Annotated in this window: 22 protein-coding genes; 19 read left to right on the forward strand and 3 right to left on the reverse strand. The window is 64.3% G+C overall.

Annotation, left to right across the window (positions count from 1 at the left end):
• Nucleotides 1–26 precede the first annotated feature (26 nt).
• Complete coding sequence (locus tag FG94_RS03995; RefSeq protein ID WP_036207388.1) at nt 27–776, reverse strand: SAM-dependent methyltransferase; 750 nt, start codon at nt 774–776, stop codon at nt 27–29.
• A 22-nt stretch (nt 777–798) separates the two neighbouring features.
• Nucleotides 799–1,413: a Maf family nucleotide pyrophosphatase gene (locus FG94_RS04000; RefSeq protein ID WP_036207391.1), complete on the reverse strand. Its 615-nt coding sequence runs from the start codon at nt 1,411–1,413 to the stop codon at nt 799–801.
• Between the two features lie 175 nt (nt 1,414–1,588).
• Here FG94_RS04000 and FG94_RS04005 point away from each other — a divergent pair, with 175 nt between their 5' ends.
• The 13 genes from FG94_RS04005 (at nt 1,589) to FG94_RS04065 (ending at nt 12,138) form a co-directional block, all read left to right on the forward strand.
• A complete protein-coding gene (locus FG94_RS04005) occupies nt 1,589–2,086 on the forward strand; it encodes a DUF177 domain-containing protein (protein WP_036207394.1) in 498 nt (165 codons plus the stop codon).
• A 219-nt stretch (nt 2,087–2,305) separates the two neighbouring features.
• Nucleotides 2,306–2,488: a 50S ribosomal protein L32 gene (gene rpmF, locus FG94_RS04010; RefSeq protein WP_005666806.1), complete on the forward strand. Its 183-nt coding sequence runs from the start codon at nt 2,306–2,308 to the stop codon at nt 2,486–2,488.
• A gap of 194 nt (nt 2,489–2,682) precedes the next feature.
• Nucleotides 2,683–3,711, forward strand: coding sequence for a phosphate acyltransferase PlsX (plsX, locus tag FG94_RS04015; protein ID WP_027863718.1), 1,029 nt, complete (start codon nt 2,683–2,685; stop codon nt 3,709–3,711).
• 25 nt (nt 3,712–3,736) lie between these two features.
• Nucleotides 3,737–4,723 (forward strand): beta-ketoacyl-ACP synthase III, encoded by a 987-nt coding sequence (locus FG94_RS04020; protein WP_036207589.1) that lies wholly within the window; start codon nt 3,737–3,739, stop codon nt 4,721–4,723.
• A 197-nt stretch (nt 4,724–4,920) separates the two neighbouring features.
• The gene (gene fabD, locus FG94_RS04025; RefSeq protein WP_036207398.1) at nt 4,921–5,859 is read left to right on the forward strand and encodes an ACP S-malonyltransferase; all 939 of its coding nucleotides are present in this window, start codon (nt 4,921–4,923) and stop codon (nt 5,857–5,859) included.
• Nucleotides 5,860–5,897: 38 nt separating this feature from the next.
• Complete coding sequence (fabG, locus tag FG94_RS04030; RefSeq protein WP_036207401.1) at nt 5,898–6,635, forward strand: 3-oxoacyl-ACP reductase FabG; 738 nt, start codon at nt 5,898–5,900, stop codon at nt 6,633–6,635.
• A gap of 170 nt (nt 6,636–6,805) precedes the next feature.
• On the forward strand, nt 6,806–7,045 hold the full coding sequence (gene acpP, locus FG94_RS04035) for an acyl carrier protein (RefSeq protein WP_020653257.1): 240 nt from the start codon (nt 6,806–6,808) through the stop codon (nt 7,043–7,045).
• Between the two features lie 32 nt (nt 7,046–7,077).
• On the forward strand, nt 7,078–8,328 hold the full coding sequence (gene fabF / locus FG94_RS04040; protein ID WP_027863714.1) for a beta-ketoacyl-ACP synthase II: 1,251 nt from the start codon (nt 7,078–7,080) through the stop codon (nt 8,326–8,328).
• A 159-nt stretch (nt 8,329–8,487) separates the two neighbouring features.
• A complete protein-coding gene (locus FG94_RS04045) occupies nt 8,488–9,042 on the forward strand; it encodes a hypothetical protein (RefSeq protein WP_036207408.1) in 555 nt (184 codons plus the stop codon).
• Between the two features lie 61 nt (nt 9,043–9,103).
• A complete protein-coding gene (rpoE, locus tag FG94_RS04050; protein WP_036207413.1) occupies nt 9,104–9,706 on the forward strand; it encodes an RNA polymerase sigma factor RpoE in 603 nt (200 codons plus the stop codon).
• A gap of 59 nt (nt 9,707–9,765) precedes the next feature.
• The gene (locus tag FG94_RS04055) at nt 9,766–10,170 is read left to right on the forward strand and encodes a sigma-E factor negative regulatory protein (RefSeq protein ID WP_081925775.1); all 405 of its coding nucleotides are present in this window, start codon (nt 9,766–9,768) and stop codon (nt 10,168–10,170) included.
• A gap of 220 nt (nt 10,171–10,390) precedes the next feature.
• Nucleotides 10,391–11,869: a DegQ family serine endoprotease gene (locus tag FG94_RS04060; RefSeq protein ID WP_036207418.1), complete on the forward strand. Its 1,479-nt coding sequence runs from the start codon at nt 10,391–10,393 to the stop codon at nt 11,867–11,869.
• Nucleotides 11,866–12,138 carry a glutaredoxin family protein gene (locus tag FG94_RS04065; protein WP_373964691.1) on the forward strand — a complete coding sequence of 91 codons (273 nt, stop codon included), beginning with the start codon at nt 11,866–11,868 and terminating at the stop codon, nt 12,136–12,138. Before FG94_RS04060 ends, FG94_RS04065 begins: the two co-directional genes overlap by 4 nt.
• A gap of 31 nt (nt 12,139–12,169) precedes the next feature.
• Here FG94_RS04065 and FG94_RS28395 read toward each other — a convergent pair whose 3' ends face one another.
• The gene (locus tag FG94_RS28395; protein ID WP_267872325.1) at nt 12,170–12,301 is read right to left on the reverse strand and encodes a hypothetical protein; all 132 of its coding nucleotides are present in this window, start codon (nt 12,299–12,301) and stop codon (nt 12,170–12,172) included.
• A gap of 116 nt (nt 12,302–12,417) precedes the next feature.
• Here FG94_RS28395 and lepA point away from each other — a divergent pair, with 116 nt between their 5' ends.
• The 6 genes from lepA to recO all read left to right on the forward strand — a co-directional run bounded on the left by lepA (nt 12,418) and on the right by recO (nt 18,175).
• Nucleotides 12,418–14,211, forward strand: coding sequence for a translation elongation factor 4 (lepA, locus tag FG94_RS04070; protein WP_036207422.1), 1,794 nt, complete (start codon nt 12,418–12,420; stop codon nt 14,209–14,211).
• Nucleotides 14,212–15,141 carry a signal peptidase I gene (gene lepB / locus FG94_RS04075; RefSeq protein WP_036207425.1) on the forward strand — a complete coding sequence of 310 codons (930 nt, stop codon included), beginning with the start codon at nt 14,212–14,214 and terminating at the stop codon, nt 15,139–15,141.
• Nucleotides 15,142–15,156: 15 nt separating this feature from the next.
• Nucleotides 15,157–15,567, forward strand: a complete 411-nt coding sequence (locus FG94_RS04080) for a DUF4845 domain-containing protein (RefSeq protein ID WP_036207428.1) — start codon at nt 15,157–15,159, stop codon at nt 15,565–15,567.
• Between the two features lie 77 nt (nt 15,568–15,644).
• Nucleotides 15,645–16,412 carry a ribonuclease III gene (gene rnc / locus FG94_RS04085; RefSeq protein ID WP_229445848.1) on the forward strand — a complete coding sequence of 256 codons (768 nt, stop codon included), beginning with the start codon at nt 15,645–15,647 and terminating at the stop codon, nt 16,410–16,412.
• 8 nt (nt 16,413–16,420) lie between these two features.
• Nucleotides 16,421–17,350 (forward strand): GTPase Era, encoded by a 930-nt coding sequence (gene era, locus FG94_RS04090; RefSeq protein WP_036207597.1) that lies wholly within the window; start codon nt 16,421–16,423, stop codon nt 17,348–17,350.
• 24 nt (nt 17,351–17,374) lie between these two features.
• Nucleotides 17,375–18,175 (forward strand): DNA repair protein RecO, encoded by an 801-nt coding sequence (gene recO, locus FG94_RS04095; RefSeq protein WP_036207435.1) that lies wholly within the window; start codon nt 17,375–17,377, stop codon nt 18,173–18,175.
• The last annotated feature ends 9 nt before the right edge of the window (nt 18,176–18,184 follow it).

Genomic DNA, 18,184 nt, shown 5'->3' on the forward strand with positions numbered 1-18,184 from the left:
GGCCGTGCCCGGCCGGCCCTGCCGACTTACTGCGCCAGGAACAGGAACACCGTCGGCTTCTTGTGAAAATCCGGCCCCTTGCCGGCCGCCAGCGCCGCCTTCCATTTTGCAGCCGTCATCGTGCGGACCGACTCGCTGGCCAGCGACAGGTCGGTTGCCACGCAAATCAGGGTCCCCGGCTGGCAGGCGCTCACAAGGGCCTCCAGCATCTGCCCGTTGCGGTACGGCGTCTCGATCAACAGTTGTGTTTGCTTCTCGCTGCGCGAACGCCCCTCCAGCTGCCCGATGCGTTTGGTGCGCTGGGCGGCCTCAAGCGGCAGATAGCCGTTGAAGGCGAAGCTCTGGCCGTTCAGGCCGCTCGCCATCACCGCCAGCAGCAGCGAGGACGGCCCCACCAGCGGACGTACCGGAATCCCGTGCTGGTGGGCCAGGCGCACCAGGTCCGCGCCCGGGTCAGCCACGGCCGGCACGCCCGCTTCCGACACCAGTCCCGCATCGCGTCCCGCCAGCAGCGGGCCAAGGAGCTGCGCGAGCGCGGCCGGCGGCGTGTTCACGTTCAGTTCGGCGATCTCGATTTCCTGCAAGGGTTTGGCCAGCGGATGGTCGATGGCGACCAGTTTCAGGAAAGCGCGCGCGGTCTTGGCGTTCTCGGCGACGAAGTAATCGAGCCTGGAAGTCAGGGCCTGCACCTGCGTCGGCAGCAGGGCGGAGAGGGCGCCGGAGGAGGCGTCGGTGGGGCCAAGGGTGTTCGGGATCAGGTAAAGGGTGCCGGGCATCGTTAAGAAAAAATAAGAGGTGTTACACGCCGAAGAAGGAAACGCCGGCGCGGCGCAGCATGCCGGTCAGGGCGATCAGGGGCAGGCCGGTGAGGGCGGTCGGGTCGTTCGACTCGATCCGTTCCAGCAGGGCGATGCCCAGGCCCTCGTTCTTGGCGCTGCCGGCGCAGTCATAGGGCTGCTCGATTGCTAGATACGCATCCAGCTCGGCATCGGGCAGGTCGCGGAAGTCGACGAAGACCTGCACATTCTCGACCTGGGCGGCTTGCAGCGGGTCGGCCACGCGGCTGTCCCACAGGCACAGTGCCGTATGGAAGACCACGCGGCGCCCACGCATCAGCTGCAATTGCGCCAGCGCACGCGCATGGTCGCCGGGCTTGCCGATCTGCATGCCGTCGAGCGTCGCCACCTGGTCGGAGCCGATCACCAGCGCACCCGGAGCGCGCGCCGCCACCGCGGCCGCCTTCTCGCGCGCCAGGCGCAGGGCGGTATCCTGTGGCGCTTCGCCGGGGCGGGGTGTTTCGTCGATGTCGGGTGCGATCGCCTCGAAGGGCAGCTGGAGGCGCGACAGCAGCTCGCGCCGGTAAGCGGAACTGGAGGCAAGAATGAGGCGCGAAGGCGCCGAACTTGGTATCATTGCGGTCTGGCGAATAAGGAAAACTATAAGCTAAGCTAATAGATCATATATCTCCGTCAAGTAAACCCGATAAATCATATCGGGTACAACGCGCAGCGCTCAAAAACGACGTAAGTCTTTGACTCTGCGGGGAGAAGCCTGTTATTATCGCAGGTTTTCCGGGGAAGTTTTCCAAATGAGCGCTTTTGTCATTGACGCCTTCGAGTTTTGCCGGAATAGCGGACACCGCGAGGGCACGACCCCTGTCGCCGAGATGACCCGTCTGGCCGCCGATTGCGCCGACAAGTCCGGCGAGATCCACTGGTCGATCGACGGCGGCCTGACCAAGCAGGGCTACCCATCGATGACCCTGGCGGTCGCCGGTCCCGTGAAGCTGGTCTGCCAGCGTTGCCTGACACCGATGGATTACGAAATCGATTCGTCCACCATGCTGGTGCTCGGCAAGGACGACGAAGATGCGGACGGGATCGAGGAAGTCCTCGACGACGAGAGCATCGACGTGATCGTCGGCAGCCGCGAGTGCGATATCCGCCAGCTGCTGGAAGACGAAGCCCTGCTGGCCCTGCCGCAGGCACCGAAGCATGAGGTATGTCCGGACACCAAGCTCCTGGACGCCCTGAAGACCGAGAAGGTCTCGCCGTTCGCGGCACTGAAAAATCTCAAGTCCGAATAAGCAGTACAGAATCAAGTAGTACCGCAGCACCCCCGCAGTACGACTGAAAGAACGTGTCAAACGCGTGCAGTAGTCGAGTATGGCAGTAGGCAGTTGATGTAGCAGCGTTAAAACATGTCGGCGATGGATGAATAAGAAATTGCCGCTGGGATACTCGATCTGCAAGTATTTGCAAATCGAATGTGTTAGAATTTTAGAACTTATGTATTAGGAGTCATCATGGCAGTTCAGCAGAATAAGAAGTCCCCGTCGAAGCGCGGCATGCACCGTTCGCACGATTTCCTGACCGCACCGAACCTGGCAGTCGAGCCGACCACCGGCGAAACCCACCTGCGTCACCACATCAGCCCGAACGGTTTCTACCGTGGCCGTAAAGTCCTGAAGACCAAGAACGACGAGTAATCGACGTCTTGTCCTTTAGTACCATGGAAGCGGTGCAACGTATGTCTGCGTGGCGCCGCTTTTTCTTTTCCGTTTTCAGCGGCTGCAACAACTTTGCACTCCGTCATTTTGAATTGCGCGGACAGCGGCTGGCTACGCGCCATGCCCCATCCCAACTTGCCGCCCGCATCGCGTGAGCCGGCATCCCCCGACAAATGACAATCACAATTTCCATTGACTGCATGGGCGGCGATCACGGCCCCTCAGTTACCATTCCGGCAGCCGTCTCGTTTCTAAAAAAACAAGCTGACGTCCACCTCATCCTGGTGGGTCTCGAAGACGTCCTGCGCGCCGAGCTCAAGAAGCATGGCGCCGAGTCGAACGCCCGCATCACCGTTAAAAACGCCACCGAGGTCGTCACCATGGACGACCCGCTCGAGATCGCCCTGCGCAAGAAGAAGGATTCGTCCATGCGCGTGGCGGTCGAGCTGGTCAAGGACGGCAGCGCCAATGCCAGCGTGTCGGCCGGCAATACCGGCGCCCTGATGGCCGTCTCGCGCTACGTGCTCAAGACCATGGCTGGCGTCGACCGTCCGGCGATCTGCTCGATCATGCCGAACCAGAAGGGCGGCCCGACCTACATGCTCGACCTGGGCGCCAACGTGGACTGCGAACCGCACCACCTGCACCAGTTCGCCATCATGGGCTCGGTGCTCTGCTCGGCCATGGAAAACAATCCGCGCCCGAGCATCGGCCTGCTGAACGTCGGCACCGAGGAAATCAAGGGCAACGACGTGGTCAAGGCCACCGGCCAGCTGCTCAAGGCCGACCACGAGCGCGGCAAACTGAATTTCCACGGCAATGTCGAAGGCAACGACATCTTCAAGGGCACGGTGGACGTGGTCGTGTGCGACGGTTTCGTCGGCAACGTCACGCTCAAGGCCGTCGAAGGCCTGTCGCGCTTCGTCAAATCCGTGTTTACGGAAAATATCTTGTCGATGGCCGGCGCGCTGCTGGCCCGCAAGTCGCTCAAGAAGCTGAACCCGGAGCGCTACAACGGCGCCAGCCTGCTCGGCCTGAAGGGCCTGGTCTTCAAGAGCCACGGCGGCGCCAACGCCTTCGCCTTCGAATGGGCGATCAAGCGCGCCTACGACGCCGCCAAATACGACGTACAAGAGCAGCTGTCGGCCCTGATCGCCGAACTGATGCCGCCCCCGCCCGACGCCCAGCAGCGCCAGGCTTGACCAAACCAGCAGGATGGTGGAAGAGATGACTGTCTACAGCAAGATCACCGGTACCGGCAGCTACCTGCCGGCCAAGCGCGTCACCAACGATCAACTCGCGGCCCAGCTGGCCGAGCAGGGGATCGAAACCTCCGACGAATGGATCGTGACCCGCAGCGGCATTTCGAGCCGCCACTACGCCGCCAGCGACGAGAACGCCTCCGACTTGGCCGTGAAGGCCGCGCGCAATGCATTGGAAGCGGCCGGCTGCCTGCCTGCCGACATCGACCTGGTGATCGTTGCCAGCTCGACCCCCGACTTCCACGGCAGCTTCCCGAGCACCGCCTGCATCGTGCAGCAGAAGCTCGGCATGCTGAATAACAGCGCCGCGTTCGACGTGCAGGCCGTGTGCAGCGGCTTCGTGTACGCGGTCTCGACCGCCGACGCCTTCATCCGCGCCGGCGTGTACAAGCGCGTGCTGGTGATCGGCGCCGAAGTGTTCTCGCGCATCCTCGATTTCACCGACCGCACCACCTGCGTGCTGTTCGGCGACGGCGCCGGCGCCGTGGTGCTGGAAGCGTCGGAAGAGCCCGGCGTGCTGGCCACCAAGCTGCACGCCGACGGCAGCCAGTCGCACATCCTGTCGATCCCGGGCAACCTGGCCGGCGGCGCCGTGGCCGGCAGCGGCTTCCTGTACATGGATGGCCCGGCGGTGTTCAAGCTGGCCGTCACCGTGCTGGAAGAGGTCGCCAAGGAAGCGCTCGAGCACGCCAAGATGCAGCCCTCGGACATCGACTGGCTGATCCCGCACCAGGCCAACCTGCGCATCATGAAGGGCACCGCCAAGAAGCTCGGGCTGCCGATGGAAAAGATGGTCGTCACCGTCGACCAGCACGGCAACACTTCGGCCGCCTCGATCCCGCTGGCGCTCGACGCCGCCGTGCGCGACGGCCGCATCAAGAAGGGCGACAATGTGCTGATGGAAGGCGTCGGCGGCGGCTTCACCTGGGGCGCGGTGCTCGCCCGCATGTAATGTAGGGTGGGCGGGGTGATTTCGGGCAATGCCCGGAATTACGAACGCCCACGCGGTGATTGTTATCGGGTCTGCATTCGGGCGCGATGATATTGCCGCTACCTATCACCGCGTGGGCGGCGGAGCCGCCCACCCTACGGATCGTGGCGGCGCGGATGTTTCGGTGGCCGCCCATATTCGAAAGAGAGAACAAGAACATGAGCAAATTCGCATTCCTGTTTACGGGCCAGGGCGCCCAGGCCGTCGGCATGCTGAACGGCTTCGCCGGCAACCCGGTCGTCGAGCAGACCGTGCTTGAGGCGTCGGATGCCCTCGGCTTCGACATCGGCAAGCTGATCGCCGAAGGCCCGAAGGAAGACCTCGACCTCACCACCAACACCCAGCCCGTCATGCTGACCGCCGCGGTCGCCGTGTACCGCGCCTGGATCGCCGCCGGCGGCCCGCTGCCGTCCATCGTTGCCGGCCACAGCCTGGGCGAATACTCGGCCCTGGTCGCCGCGGGTGTCATTCAGTTCAAGGACGCGGTGCCGCTGGTGCGCTTCCGCGCCCAGGCCATGCAGGACGCGGTGCCGGTCGGGCAGGGCGGCATGGCCGTCGTGCTGGGCCTGCAGGCCGACGACGTGCGCGCCGTCTGCCTGGAAGCCGCGCAAGGCGAAGTGGTCGAAGCCGTCAACTTCAACGAGCCGACCCAGATCGTCATCGCCGGCCACGCCGGCGCGATCGACCGCGCCTGCGAGATCGCCAAGGCCAAGGGCGCCAAGCGTGCCATGAAGCTGGCGGTGTCGGCGCCGTTCCATTCCTCGCTGCTCAAGCCTGCTTCGGACCGCCTGCGCGACTACATGGAGAACATCGCTTTCTCGGCGCCGCAGATCGACTTGATCAACAACGTCGACGTCGCTATCCTGCACGATCCTGCCGCGATCAAGGACGCGCTGGTGCGCCAGGCCGCCGGTCCGGTGCGCTGGGTCGAGACCATGCAGAAGATGGCGGCGGAGGGTGTGACCCAGGTCATCGAATGCGCCCCGAGCAAGACCCTGATCGGCATGGCCAAGCGCATCGATGCGGCGCTGGTCGGCGAGGCCCTGGTCGACCAGGCTGCGCTGGAACGCGTGCTGGCCTCGCTCAGTGCGGCTTGAAGGGCGGCTTGAGATCAACACCAAAGAAAAGGAATAGCATGAATCTGGAGAACCAAGTCGCCCTCGTCACCGGCGCATCGCGCGGTATCGGCAAGGCCATCGCGCTGGAACTGGCGCGCCAGGGCGCGAAGGTCGTCGGCACCGCCACCAGCGCGGCCGGCGCCGAGGCGATCAGCGCCTACCTGGCTGAATTCGGCGGCAAGGGCGTGGTCCTGAACGTGACCGACGCGGCCCAGTGCGGCGCCATCGTCGACGAGGTGCAGAAGGGCTTCGGCAGCCTGTCGATCCTGGTCAACAATGCCGGCATCACCCAGGACAACCTGGCCATGCGCATGAAGGACGAGGAGTGGGACAGCGTCATTTCCACCAACCTGACCGCCGTCGGCCGCCTGTCGCGCCTGGTGCTGCGCGGGATGATGAAGGCCAAGCACGGCCGCATCATCAACATCACCTCGGTGGTGGGCGCCTCGGGCAACCCGGGCCAGATGAACTACGCCGCGGCCAAGGCCGGCGTGGCCGGCATGACCCGCGCGCTGGCGCGCGAGATCGGCAGCCGCAACATCACCGTCAATTGCGTCGCGCCGGGCTTCATCGACACCGACATGACCAAGGCACTGGGCGACGACCAGCACAGCGCACTGCTGGGCCAGATTCCGCTGGGCCGCCTCGGCCAGCCGGAAGACATCGCCCACGCAGTCAGCTTCCTGGCCGGCCCGACCGCCGCCTATATCACGGGCACCGAGCTGCACGTGAATGGCGGCATGTACATGAATTAAGGCGCTAGAATGCCGGATTATCAGCGCTCGCGAAGATAATCCGGCGTGTACGCCACTTTTAGCAGTAATTTCGGTGGAAATAAGCGTAATCGCCGAAAGTAGTTTTTCATCGCGCAAACCTGATAAAATGCGCGCACTTTCCGCAACACACACCTTAATGGAGCCATAACATGTCGGATATCGAACAACGCGTTAAAAAAATCGTCGCTGAGCAACTGGGCGTTGCAGAAGCAGACATCAAAATCGAATCCTCGTTCGTTGACGACCTCGGCGCTGACTCGCTGGACACCGTGGAACTGGTGATGGCACTGGAAGACGAGTTCGAAATGGAAATCCCTGACGAGCAGGCTGAGAAGATCACCACCGTCAAGCAAGCCATCGACTACGCCACCGCGCACGTCAAGGCCTAAGCTGTCGCTTTAAAAGTTTTTGGGAGAATCGCTTGAGCCGTTCACGCAACCGCCGTGTCGTCGTTACCGGCCTGGGCTGCATTTCACCTATCGGCAACACCATTGCCGAGGCGTGGGACGCGGCGCTGGCCGGGAAGTCGGGCATTGCCAACATTACCAAGTTCGACGCGACGCCGTTCACGACGCATTTCGCCGGTGAAGTGAAGAACTTCAAGGTGGAAGACTACCTGCCGGGCAAGGAAGGCCGCAATATGGATAGCTTTATCCATTTCGGCATGGCAGCCGGCATCCAGGCCCTGCAGGATTCCGGCCTGGTCGTGACCGAGGAAAACGCGGACCGCATCGGTGTGACCATCGGTTCGGGTATCGGCGGCCTGCCGATGATCGAAGCCACCAAGGAAGAGTACATGAATCGCGGCCCGCGCCGCATCTCGCCCTTCTTCGTGCCGGCATCGATCATCAACATGATCTCGGGCGATCTCTCGATCAAATTCGGCCTGCGCGGCCCGAACCTGGCGATCGTCACCGCCTGCACCACCGGCCTGCACTGCATCGGCGCCGCTGCTCGCCTGATCGAGTACGGCGATGCCGACGTGATGATCGCCGGCGGCGCGGAATCGACCGTGTCGCCGCTGGGCCTGGGCGGCTTCGCCTCGGCACGCGCGCTGTCGACCCGCAATGACGATCCGGCCACCGCGTCCCGTCCGTGGGACAAGGACCGCGACGGCTTCGTGCTGGGCGAGGGCGCCGGCGTGATGGTGCTCGAAGAGTACGAACACGCGGTCGCACGCGGCGCCAGGATCTATGCGGAAGTCATCGGCTTCGGCATGAGCGCGGACGCCAACCACATCACCTCGCCGGTCGAGGATGGCAGTGGCGCGGCGCGCTGCATGGTGGCGGCACTGAAGAACGCCGGCCTGAACGCCGGCGAAGTCCAGTACGTCAATGCGCACGGCACCTCGACGCCGCTGGGCGACGTGGCGGAAGTGCGCGGCATCAAGCGCGTCTTCGGCGACCACGCCAAGACCGGCCTCGTCGTGAACTCGACCAAGTCGATGACCGGCCACCTGCTGGGTGGCGCGGGCGGCCTGGAATCGGTGTTCACCGTGCTGGCGATCCACAACCAGGTGTCGCCGCCGACGATCAACATCTTCAACCAGGATCCGGAGTGCGACCTGGACTTCGTGGCCAACACGGCGCGGGACATGAAGATCGACTACGCGGTCAAGAACTCCTTCGGCTTCGGCGGTACCAACGGTACCCTCGTCTTCGCAAAAGTCTGAAGATAATCTGACAAGCGGGTCTGAACCAGACCACGCCCATTCCGGTCTAACCGGAATGGGCGCCCTGCAGCCGTCGTCGTTCGGTCCTGCGCAATCCCCCCCGTACCTCCTCCGTCGCCCCCGGGCTGCGGCGCCCTTTCCTTTTCTCGCCAAAGAGCCATGTCGATCGCGCTGAGCGTCGTCATTGCGCCGTCGCGCCGCCTGCGTTGCCTGCTCGCCGGCTTCGGCGCTTCCCTGATCGCGGCCGCGTGCGCCGTGGGCTTCGCCACGTCCGCGCGCTTCGCGGCCGCGCCCTGTGTGGCGGCTGCGCTGCTGTTCGCGGCAGCATGCGTGCTGCATGCCGCGCTGCGTGCTGCAACGGTGCATCGCATTGATATTTCTGGACCCGGCCAGCTACGCCTGACGGTACAACAGGGTGTGCGGCAGGACAAACGCGAAGGCTCGCCGGCGAGGCTGTCGGCCGGCTCCACGCTGTGGCCGCGGATGTTGATGCTGTGCCTGGAGGGGACTGAGGGCGGCGCCGTCGGAGCGGCGAACGGGGGTGCACAGGGTTTGCGGCTACGGCGCCGGCCCGGTTCGCGCGCAGCCGTACGGACGCCGGTTGCCGTCCTGCCGGACAGCCTGCCGCCGGAGGCATTTCGTGCCCTGGCGGTGGCGCTCGGCGCCGGCGTCCAGGCTGGGGGCGGGTCAGCGGCGGAGCACAAAATACTTTGAACTTATTGCAGCGGGCCAACTCTTATGCAGGAGGGCCGCTGCAGCCGATGGGGCAGGGTCCGTGACGACAGAACGCGAGGGAGATCAGGTTTTGGTGGAGCGCGTCCAGGCTGGCGACCGGGCCGCGTTCGACCTGCTCGTGGCCAAGTACCAGCGCCGCCTGATGCGCCTGGTGTCGCGCCTCGTGCACGATCCGGCGGAAGCCGAAGACGTCGTGCAAGAGACCTTCATCAAGGCTTTCCGCGCGCTGCGCCACTTCCGCGGCGATTCCGCCTTCTACACCTGGCTGTATCGCATCGGAATCAACACGGCCAAGAATTTCTTGGTCACACAGGGCCGCCGTGCGCCGACCTCCACCGAGGCCGACGCCGAGCGGGCAGAGGGATTCGACGACGCAGACAGCTTGCGCGACATAAACACACCCGAATCGGTGTTGGCGAGTAAGCAGATTGCCCACACAGTCAATGCGGCAATGGAAGCACCGCCGCTGGAATTGCGAACGGCAATTGTTCTGCGAGAAATAGAAGGATTGAGCTACGAAGAAATCTCCGAGGTGATGGCGTGTCCGATAGGAACCGTACGCAGCCGGATTTTCCGTGCACGCGAAGTCATTGCCGAGAAATTGCGCCCATTGCTCGATTTCCCGGTTGACAAACGTCGGTAGGTAGCAGGATCGTACAGAGACGGGACAACACAAACAGACCGACGTCGACGGGTTACCAGATGGACACGAACAAGAAGATACGCGAATACATATCGGCCTTTGCGGACGGCGAACTGCCGGACGCCGACCTTGAGCTCGCGCTGGCGGCCCTGCGCGATGCGGACGGGCGGCAGACATGGGATCTCTACCACCGCATTGGCGACGCCTTGCGCGCCGAGCCGCTCGAGGCGGAACTCTCGCCCGGTTTCTCGCTGCGCCTGGCCGACCGGCTGGCCGCCGAACCGGCGCCGCTGCGGCGCGCGGCAGGGCGCCCGGCGACAGCGGCCGATGCGCTGGCGGCGATCGCACCGGCGGTCGTGGCGGGGGCGGAATCGCTGGGCGGCAGCAAGATGGCCGGGCAGGGCGCGACACCGCGCGACGCGCCCGTTGCCGATACGAGCCCGGCGGCCGTCAAGCGCCTCTAGCCTGACGGCCGGCCGGCCAGCACAAGACGCCGGCGCATGCATCGCTGATATGTGCGGCATATCACACAGCTCATCTGATTCATTCCGTATATAAGTCCTTCGGCTTGTTCCACATCCCTTTTCCACCTTCGATGTGGGCGCGGCATGCCCGCGTACGGCGCGACAAAGCGCGTATTTTGGCTTACCATAAAGTCAATCTCAGCCTTCCACCGCCAAGCCCATGACCCGTCAATCCAAGCATCGTCCACTCCGCGTGTTCCTGCCGGCCCTGCTGGTCGCAGCGAGCTGTGCCTTCCTCCCCCACACCGCCATGGCTGCGGCGCCGGTACAGACCCCGGTCGTCACCGGCCTGCCCGATTTCTCCGACCTGATCGACAAGGTCGGCCCGGCCGTGGTCAACATCCGCACCACCGAGCGCGTGCAGCGCGGCCAGGGCATGCCGGGCGAGGAGGAAATGCAGGAATTCCTGCGCCGCTTCTTCGGCGGCCAGATTCCGCGGGGCGGCGGGCGCGGCCAGGGCCGTCCGGGCGGACAGGGCGGCGCCGAGGAGCAGGTCACGCGCGGCGTCGGTTCCGGCTTCATCGTTTCCGCCGACGGCTTCGTGCTCACCAATGCCCACGTGGTCGAAGGCGCCGACGAAGTCACCGTCACGCTCACCGACCGGCGCGAATTCAAGGCCAAGGTGCTGGGCGCCGACCGCCGTTCCGACGTGGCCCTGCTCAAGCTTTCGGCCAGCAACCTGCCTTACCTGCGCACCGGCGACTCCAGCAAGATCCGGGTCGGCGAATGGGTGGTGGCGATCGGCTCGCCTTTCGGCCTCGACAACACCGTCACCTCGGGCATCATCTCGGCCAAGTCGCGCGACACCGGCGAATACCTGCCGCTGATCCAGTCCGACGTCGCGGTCAACCCGGGCAACTCGGGCGGCCCCCTGATCAACATGCGCGGCGAGGTCATCGGCATCAACTCGCAGATCGCCACGCTCTCCGGCGCCTACAACGGCATCTCCTTCGCGGTGCCCATCGACGAGGTCATGCGCGTCGCCGACCAGCTGAAAACCACGGGTAAAGTCACGCGCGGGCGCCTGGGCGTGCAGATCAGCGAAGTCACGCGCGACGTCGCCGAGTCGCTCGGCCTGGGCAAGGCGCGCGGCGCCGAAGTGTCGATGGTCGAAGCCGGCGGCCCGGCGGAGAAGGGCGGCATCAAGGTCGGCGACATCATCCTGAAATTCAACGGCCAGCCGATCGAGACCACCCGCGACCTGCCGCGCCTGGTCGGGGCCACCAAGGTCGGCAGCCGCGCCACCGTCACCGTGTGGCGCCGCGGCACCCAGCTCGACGTGCCGGTGACCATCGTCGAACTGCAGGAAGAGCGTTCCCCGACCGCCCGCCCGACGCCCAAGAAGCCGACCCCGGGCGCCGCGCCGAACGCGCTCGGCCTGGTGGTCTCCGACATCCCGGCGGCGGCGCGCGCCGAAGCCGGCGTCGACGGCGGCGTGCTGGTCGAGAATGCCGAGGGCAGCGCGGCCACGGCAGGCATCCGTCCGGGCGACATCATCTCGCAGGTGGGCAATAGCCCGGTGAACAACGTGGCCCAGTTCAACGGCCTGGTCGCCAAGCTGGATCCGAAGAAGCCGGTGGCCCTGCTGGTGCGGCGTGACGACGTCACCCAGTACATCGTCGTGAAGCCGCGTCAATGATGGGGGCGGTTCCGTTCACGCTGTACTCGCGCAGCTACTGCCACCTGTGCGAAGACATGCTGCAGGCCTTGCTGGCCCTGCAGCAGCCCGGTGAGCGCTTCGAGGTCGCCGTGGTCGACGTCGATGCCGACCCGGCGCTGGTGGAGCGTTTCGACGAGCTGGTGCCGGTGCTGTATGGCGACCCGGAAGGCGAGGAGCTGTGCCATTACTTCCTCGACCCGGTGGCGGCGCGCGGCTGGGCCGAGGCCTGCGCCCGGGCTGCCGCCTGATCCGCAAACCCTGCCATTGTCTCCCGGATAATCAAAAACGGGCCTTTCTACCCTTCGCCGCCCCCAAAACCGGGCTTTCCGGCGCGGAATCCGGTAAAATGCCGGGGTCGGAAAAGCGCCGGCCGATCGCAAGCCTGCCGGCCACGCTTTTCATTCGCTTCATCGAGCGCTTCGACCGGGGGCCGGCATGCCCTCACGGAGCGCTTTTTTGCATTGCCCCTATTCGTTGTCGTAGCCTGCCGCGCTGCCCGCGGCCTTTTTGGTTTTTGAGCTTTGTTAATGAACAACATACGTAACTTCTCCATCATTGCCCACATCGACCACGGCAAATCGACCCTTGCCGACCGTATCATCCAGCTGTGCGGCGGCCTGTCGGAGCGCGAGATGGACGCGCAGGTGCTCGACTCGATGGACCTGGAACGCGAGCGCGGCATCACCATCAAGGCCCAGACCGCGGCGCTGCAGTACAAGGCGCGCGACGGCCAGACCTACAACCTGAACCTGATCGATACCCCGGGCCACGTCGACTTCTCCTACGAAGTCTCGCGCTCGCTGTCGGCCTGCGAAGGCGCGCTGCTGGTGGTCGACGCCTCGCAAGGTGTGGAAGCCCAGACCGTGGCCAACTGCTACACCGCGCTCGACCTGGGCGTGGAAGTGGTGTCGATCCTGAACAAGATCGACCTGCCGCACGCCGACCCGGACAACGCCAAGAAGGAAATCGAGGACGTCATCGGCATCGACGCGTCCGACGCCACGGTGTGCTCGGCCAAGACCGGCCTGGGCGTGGAAGACGTGCTGGAAACCCTGATCGCCAAGGTGCCGCCGCCCAAGGGCGACAAGGACGCGCCGTTGCAGGCCCTGATCGTCGACTCCTGGTACGACCCCTATGTGGGCGTCGTGATGCTGGTGCGCGTGGTGAACGGCACCCTGCGCCCGAAGGACAAGATCCTCCTGATGGCAACCGGTTCCGTGAACCTGGTCGAGAACATCGGCGTGTTCACCCCGCGCTCGGTCTCACTGCCGGAACTGTCGGCAGGGCAGGTGGGCTTCATCATCGCCGGCATCAAGGAACTGACCGCCGCCAAGGTGGGCGACACCGTCACCCTGGCCGCCAAGCCGGCACCAAGCCCGCTGCCGGGCTTCAAGGAAGTCCAGCCGCAGGTGTTCGCCGGCCTGTTCCCGGTGGAAGCCAACCAGTACGACGCCCTGCGCGATTCGCTGGAAAAGCTCAAATTGAACGACGCCGCCCTGATGTACGAGCCGGAAGTCTCGCAGGCGCTGGGCTTCGGCTTCCGCTGCGGCTTCCTGGGCCTGCTGCACATGGAGATCGTGCAGGAACGCCTCGAGCGCGAGTTCGACATGGACCTGATCACCACCGCCCCGACCGTGGTGTACGAGGTCGAGATGCGCGACGGCAGCATGGTTCGTGTCGACAACCCGTCCAAGATGCCGGAGCCGTCCAAGATCAACGAAGTGCGCGAGCCGATCGTCGACGTCAACCTGTACATGCCGCAAGAGTACGTGGGTGCGGTGATGACCCTGTGTAACGGCAAGCGCGGCGTCCAGATGGACATGGCCTACCACGGCCGCCAGGTCAAGCTGCACTACGAGATCCCGATGGCGGAAATCGTGCTGGACTTCTTCGACCGCCTGAAATCGACCTCGCGCGGCTATGCCTCGATGGACTACGAGTTCAAGGAATACCGCGCCGCCGACGTGGTGAAGGTCGACATGCTGATCAACAGCGAGAAGGTCGACGCGCTGGCGATCATCGTGCACCGCGCCAACGCCCCCTACCGCGGGCGCCAGGTGGCGGCCAAGATGCGCGAACTGATCCCGCGCCAGATGTTCGACGTGGCGATCCAGGCCGCGATCGGCGCCACCATCATCTCGCGCGAAAACGTCAAGGCGCTGCGCAAGAACGTGCTGGCCAAGTGCTATGGCGGCGACATTTCGCGTAAGAAGAAGCTGCTCGAGAAGCAGAAGGCCGGCAAGAAGCGCATGAAGCAGGTCGGTTCGGTGGAGATCCCGCAGGAGGCCTTCCTGGCCATCCTCCAGGTGGAAGAAAAATAAATGGACATGCAACCCATCCTGAGCAATTTTGCTCTGATCCTGTTCGTCCTGATGGTGGTCACCGGGGTCATCTGGTGCCTGGACGTGTTCGTGCTCGCCAAGGCGCGCCGCCGCAAGGCCGACGCCGCCCTGGCCGAATACGACGCCCGCACCAGCAAGCTCACGGCCGACGGCATCAAGGTCGACAGCGGCAACGGGCGCGCCGCCATCGAGCAGGCGCACCTGCGCCAGCCGACCTGGATCGAGTACTCGGGCAGCTTCTTCCCGGTGATCGCGCTGGTGTTCATCCTGCGCTCCTTCCTGTGGGAGCCGTTCAAGATCCCGTCCTCGTCGATGGTGCCGACCCTGCTGGTGGGCGACTTCATCCTCGTGAACAAGTACGCCTACGGTGTGCGCCTGCCGATCGTCAACAAGAAGGTGATCGAAGTGGGCGACCCGCAGCGCGGCGACGTCATGGTGTTCAAGTATCCGAAGGACATGGGCCAGGACTACATCAAGCGCGTCATCGGCGTGCCTGGCGACACCATCACCTATGAAGACAAGCGCTTGACGGTGAACGGCAAGCCGGTCCAGTACACCCCGATGGACGACTACCTGGACGACCAGCACCCGATCTACCACAAGCAGTTCGTCGAACATCTGCCTGGCAAGGAGAACGGGGTGGCGCACCGCATCCTGAACACCGAGGGCAAGCGCACGATCGATCTCGGCGCTGTGGACAATTTCCCGAATCGTGAAGCCTGCGACTATTCGTACGATAAATTTACCTGTATCGTACCTCCAGGCAACTATTTCATGATGGGCGATAACCGCGACAACAGTGCCGACAGCCGCTATTGGGGCTTCGTGCCGGATAAAAACATTGTTGGCAAGGCGATCGTTGTCTGGATGAACTTCGGCAATCCGAAACGGATTGGCGGCATCCAGTAATCCGGGAGATCCACAATGCGTCACCAAGCACCCAGCAAGCAAGCCGGCGTTTCCCTGACCGGCCTGATCCTCGTCCTGGCCGTGATCGGCGTGATCGCCGTGTTCGCGCTCAAGCTGCTGCCGACCTGGTTCGAGTACAGCGCGATCAAGGAAGCGATTCAGCGCGCCAAGGAAGCTGGCGGCACGCCGCGCGAAATGCAGGTAGCCTTTGACAAGAACGCCGGCATGAACAACGTCACCGCCATCAACGGCCGCGACCTGACCATCACCCGCGACGACGGCGAGACGCAGATCAGCTTTGCCTACGAGAAGCGGGTGCCGCTGGTGGGCAATGTGAGCTTGGTGATCGACTACGCGGGTACGACCGACCCGAGCGGCGCCAATGCCGCCAAAGAAGCAGATGGGGCCGCAACCGCGTCCCAGTAACAGGCAATAGACTCCGGGCACTGGGTGCCTGGTGAAACCATGACAGCACAATGAATCTACAGTTATTGCAAACACGCTTGGGTTACACGTTCCGGGACACCGGCCTGCTCCAGCAAGCCCTGACCCACCGTAGCCATAGCGCGCTGCATAACGAACGCCTGGAATTCCTGGGCGACTCGATCCTGAACTGCGTCGTGGCCTCGATCCTGTACGAGCGCTTCACCAAGCTCGACGAAGGCGATTTGTCGCGCCTGCGCGCCAACCTGGTCAAGCAGCAATCGCTGTTCGAGATCGCCCAGAAGCTCGAGCTGTCGCAGTTCCTGCGCCTGGGAGAGGGCGAACTGAAATCGGGGGGCTTCCGCCGTCCCTCGATCCTGGCCGACACCCTGGAGGCCCTGCTGGGCGCGATCTTCCTCGACACCGGTTTCGATGCTGCGCGCGACGTGATCCGCGCCTTCTACATTCCGCTGCTCGACTCGGTCGATCCGCGTACACTGGGCAAGGATGCCAAGACCCTGCTGCAGGAATTCCTGCAGAGCAAGAAAATCTCGCTGCCGACCTATAACGTGGTGGCCACGCACGGCGCCGCCCACAGCCAGGAATTCGAGGTCGAGTGCCTGGTGCCGAAGCTGAACGTGCAGGTCTTCGGACGCGGCGGCAGCCGCCGCGCCGGCGAACAGGCCGCCGCCCGGCTGGCGCTGGAAGCGGCGCAGGGGGTACTGGCCAAGGCGCCGGCGGCCCGCAAGAGCAAACCGCGCGCCGCCCAGCTGAAGCTGGCAGGCATTGGCACGGTCCAGTCCGACGGGGCCGCAGGAACAGAACAAACAGGCAGCAAATCCGCATGAGCACCACCATGAATAATATCGACAGCAACGACACCACCGACACCACCGGCACCCCGGAGAACTTCCGCTGCGGCTATATCGCCATCGTCGGCCGCCCCAACGTCGGCAAGTCGACCCTGATGAACGTGCTGATCGGCGCCAAGGTGTCGATCACCTCGCGCAAGGCCCAGACCACGCGCCACCGCATCACCGGCATCCAGACCCGCGACGACGCCCAGTTCATCTACGTCGACACGCCGGGCTTCCAGACCCGCCATGCGAACGCGCTGAACAAGACGCTGAACAAGACCGTCTCGAACACGCTCACCTCCTCGGACGTGATCCTGTTCCTGGTCGAAGCCGGCACCTTCGGCCCGGCCGACCAGCAGGTGCTCGACCTGCTGCCCAAGAACGTCCCGGTGGTCCTGGTCATCAATAAGTCGGACCGCATGAAGGACAAGGCGGTCTTGATGCCGTTCGCGCAAAAGATCGCGGCGCTGCGCGACTTCACCGCCATCGTGCCGGTCTCGGCCAAGATGCGCTTCCAGGTCGACGCGCTGGAAAACGAGATCAAGCGCCACCTGCCGCAAAACGCCCCGATCTTCGGGCCGGACGACATCACCGACCGCAGCGAGAAGTTCCTGGCCGCCGAGATCGTGCGCGAAAAGGTGTTCCGCCTGCTGGGCGACGAGCTGCCGTATACCAGCACCGTGGTGGTGGAGCAGTTCCTGCAGGAAGGCAACCTGCGCCGCATCTTCTGCGCCATCCTGGTCGAGCGCGACACGCACAAGTCCATGATCATCGGTAACAAGGGCGCGCGCCTGAAAGAAATCTCGACCCAGTCGCGCCTGGACATGGAAAAGCTGTTCGACGGCCCCGTGTACCTGGAAATCTGGGTCAAGGTCAAATCCGGCTGGGCCGACAACGAAGCGGGCCTGCGCGCCTACGGTTACGAATAAGCGCTTGGAGGCCGTCCCGACCGCATGCCAGATCAAGCACAACCAGACGACCTCATCGACGCTCCGGAACCGAATATTCCGGTAGCGGCCAAACGCAGCCGGCCGCCCGTGCGCGACACCCGCGTCAGCGGCCAGCCCGGCTTCGTCCTGCACAGCTATCCTTACAAGGAAACCAGCCTGATCGTGGACATGTTCACGCGCGACTTCGGCCGCGTGGGCGTGGTGGCGAAAGGCGCCAAGCGGCCGCTCTCCAAACTGCGCGGCGTGCTGCAGACCTTCCAGCCGCTGTCGGTCTCGTTCAGCGGCAAGTCAGAGCTGCGCACCCTGATCGACGCCGAATGGGTCGGCGGCATGCTGCCGCTGGAGAAGACCGCGCTGCTGTGCGGCTTTTATCTCAACGAGCTGCTGGTCAAGCTGCTCGCGCGCGACGACAAGCACCCGGCCTTGTTCGACCACTACGTCGCGACATTGAACCAGCTGGCCCACGGCGAACCGCCGCCCATCGTCTTGCGAAAGTTCGAACGGGCCTTACTTAAGGAAACTGGGGTCGCCGCCGACCTGGCGCGCTCGACCACGACGCGCGGCCCGGTCGACCTGGCGCGCGACTACGTGGTGGACCCCGAGAAGGGCGCGCGCGAAGCCGTGCCCGCCGACGTCTGGCCGGTCGTCCTCGGCAAGACCCTGCTCGACATGGAGCGCGAGGATTACAGCGACCCGGTCACGCAGGCGCAGAGCAAGCAGCTGATGCGCTTCCTGCTGGCGCACCACCTAGGCGGCGCGCCGTTGAATACGCGCCAGATTTTGATCGACCTGATGCAACTATAAAGACCACAC

This window comes from Massilia sp. LC238 (assembly GCF_000735635.1).
Classification (GTDB): Bacteria; Pseudomonadota; Gammaproteobacteria; order Burkholderiales; family Burkholderiaceae_D; genus Telluria; species Telluria varians.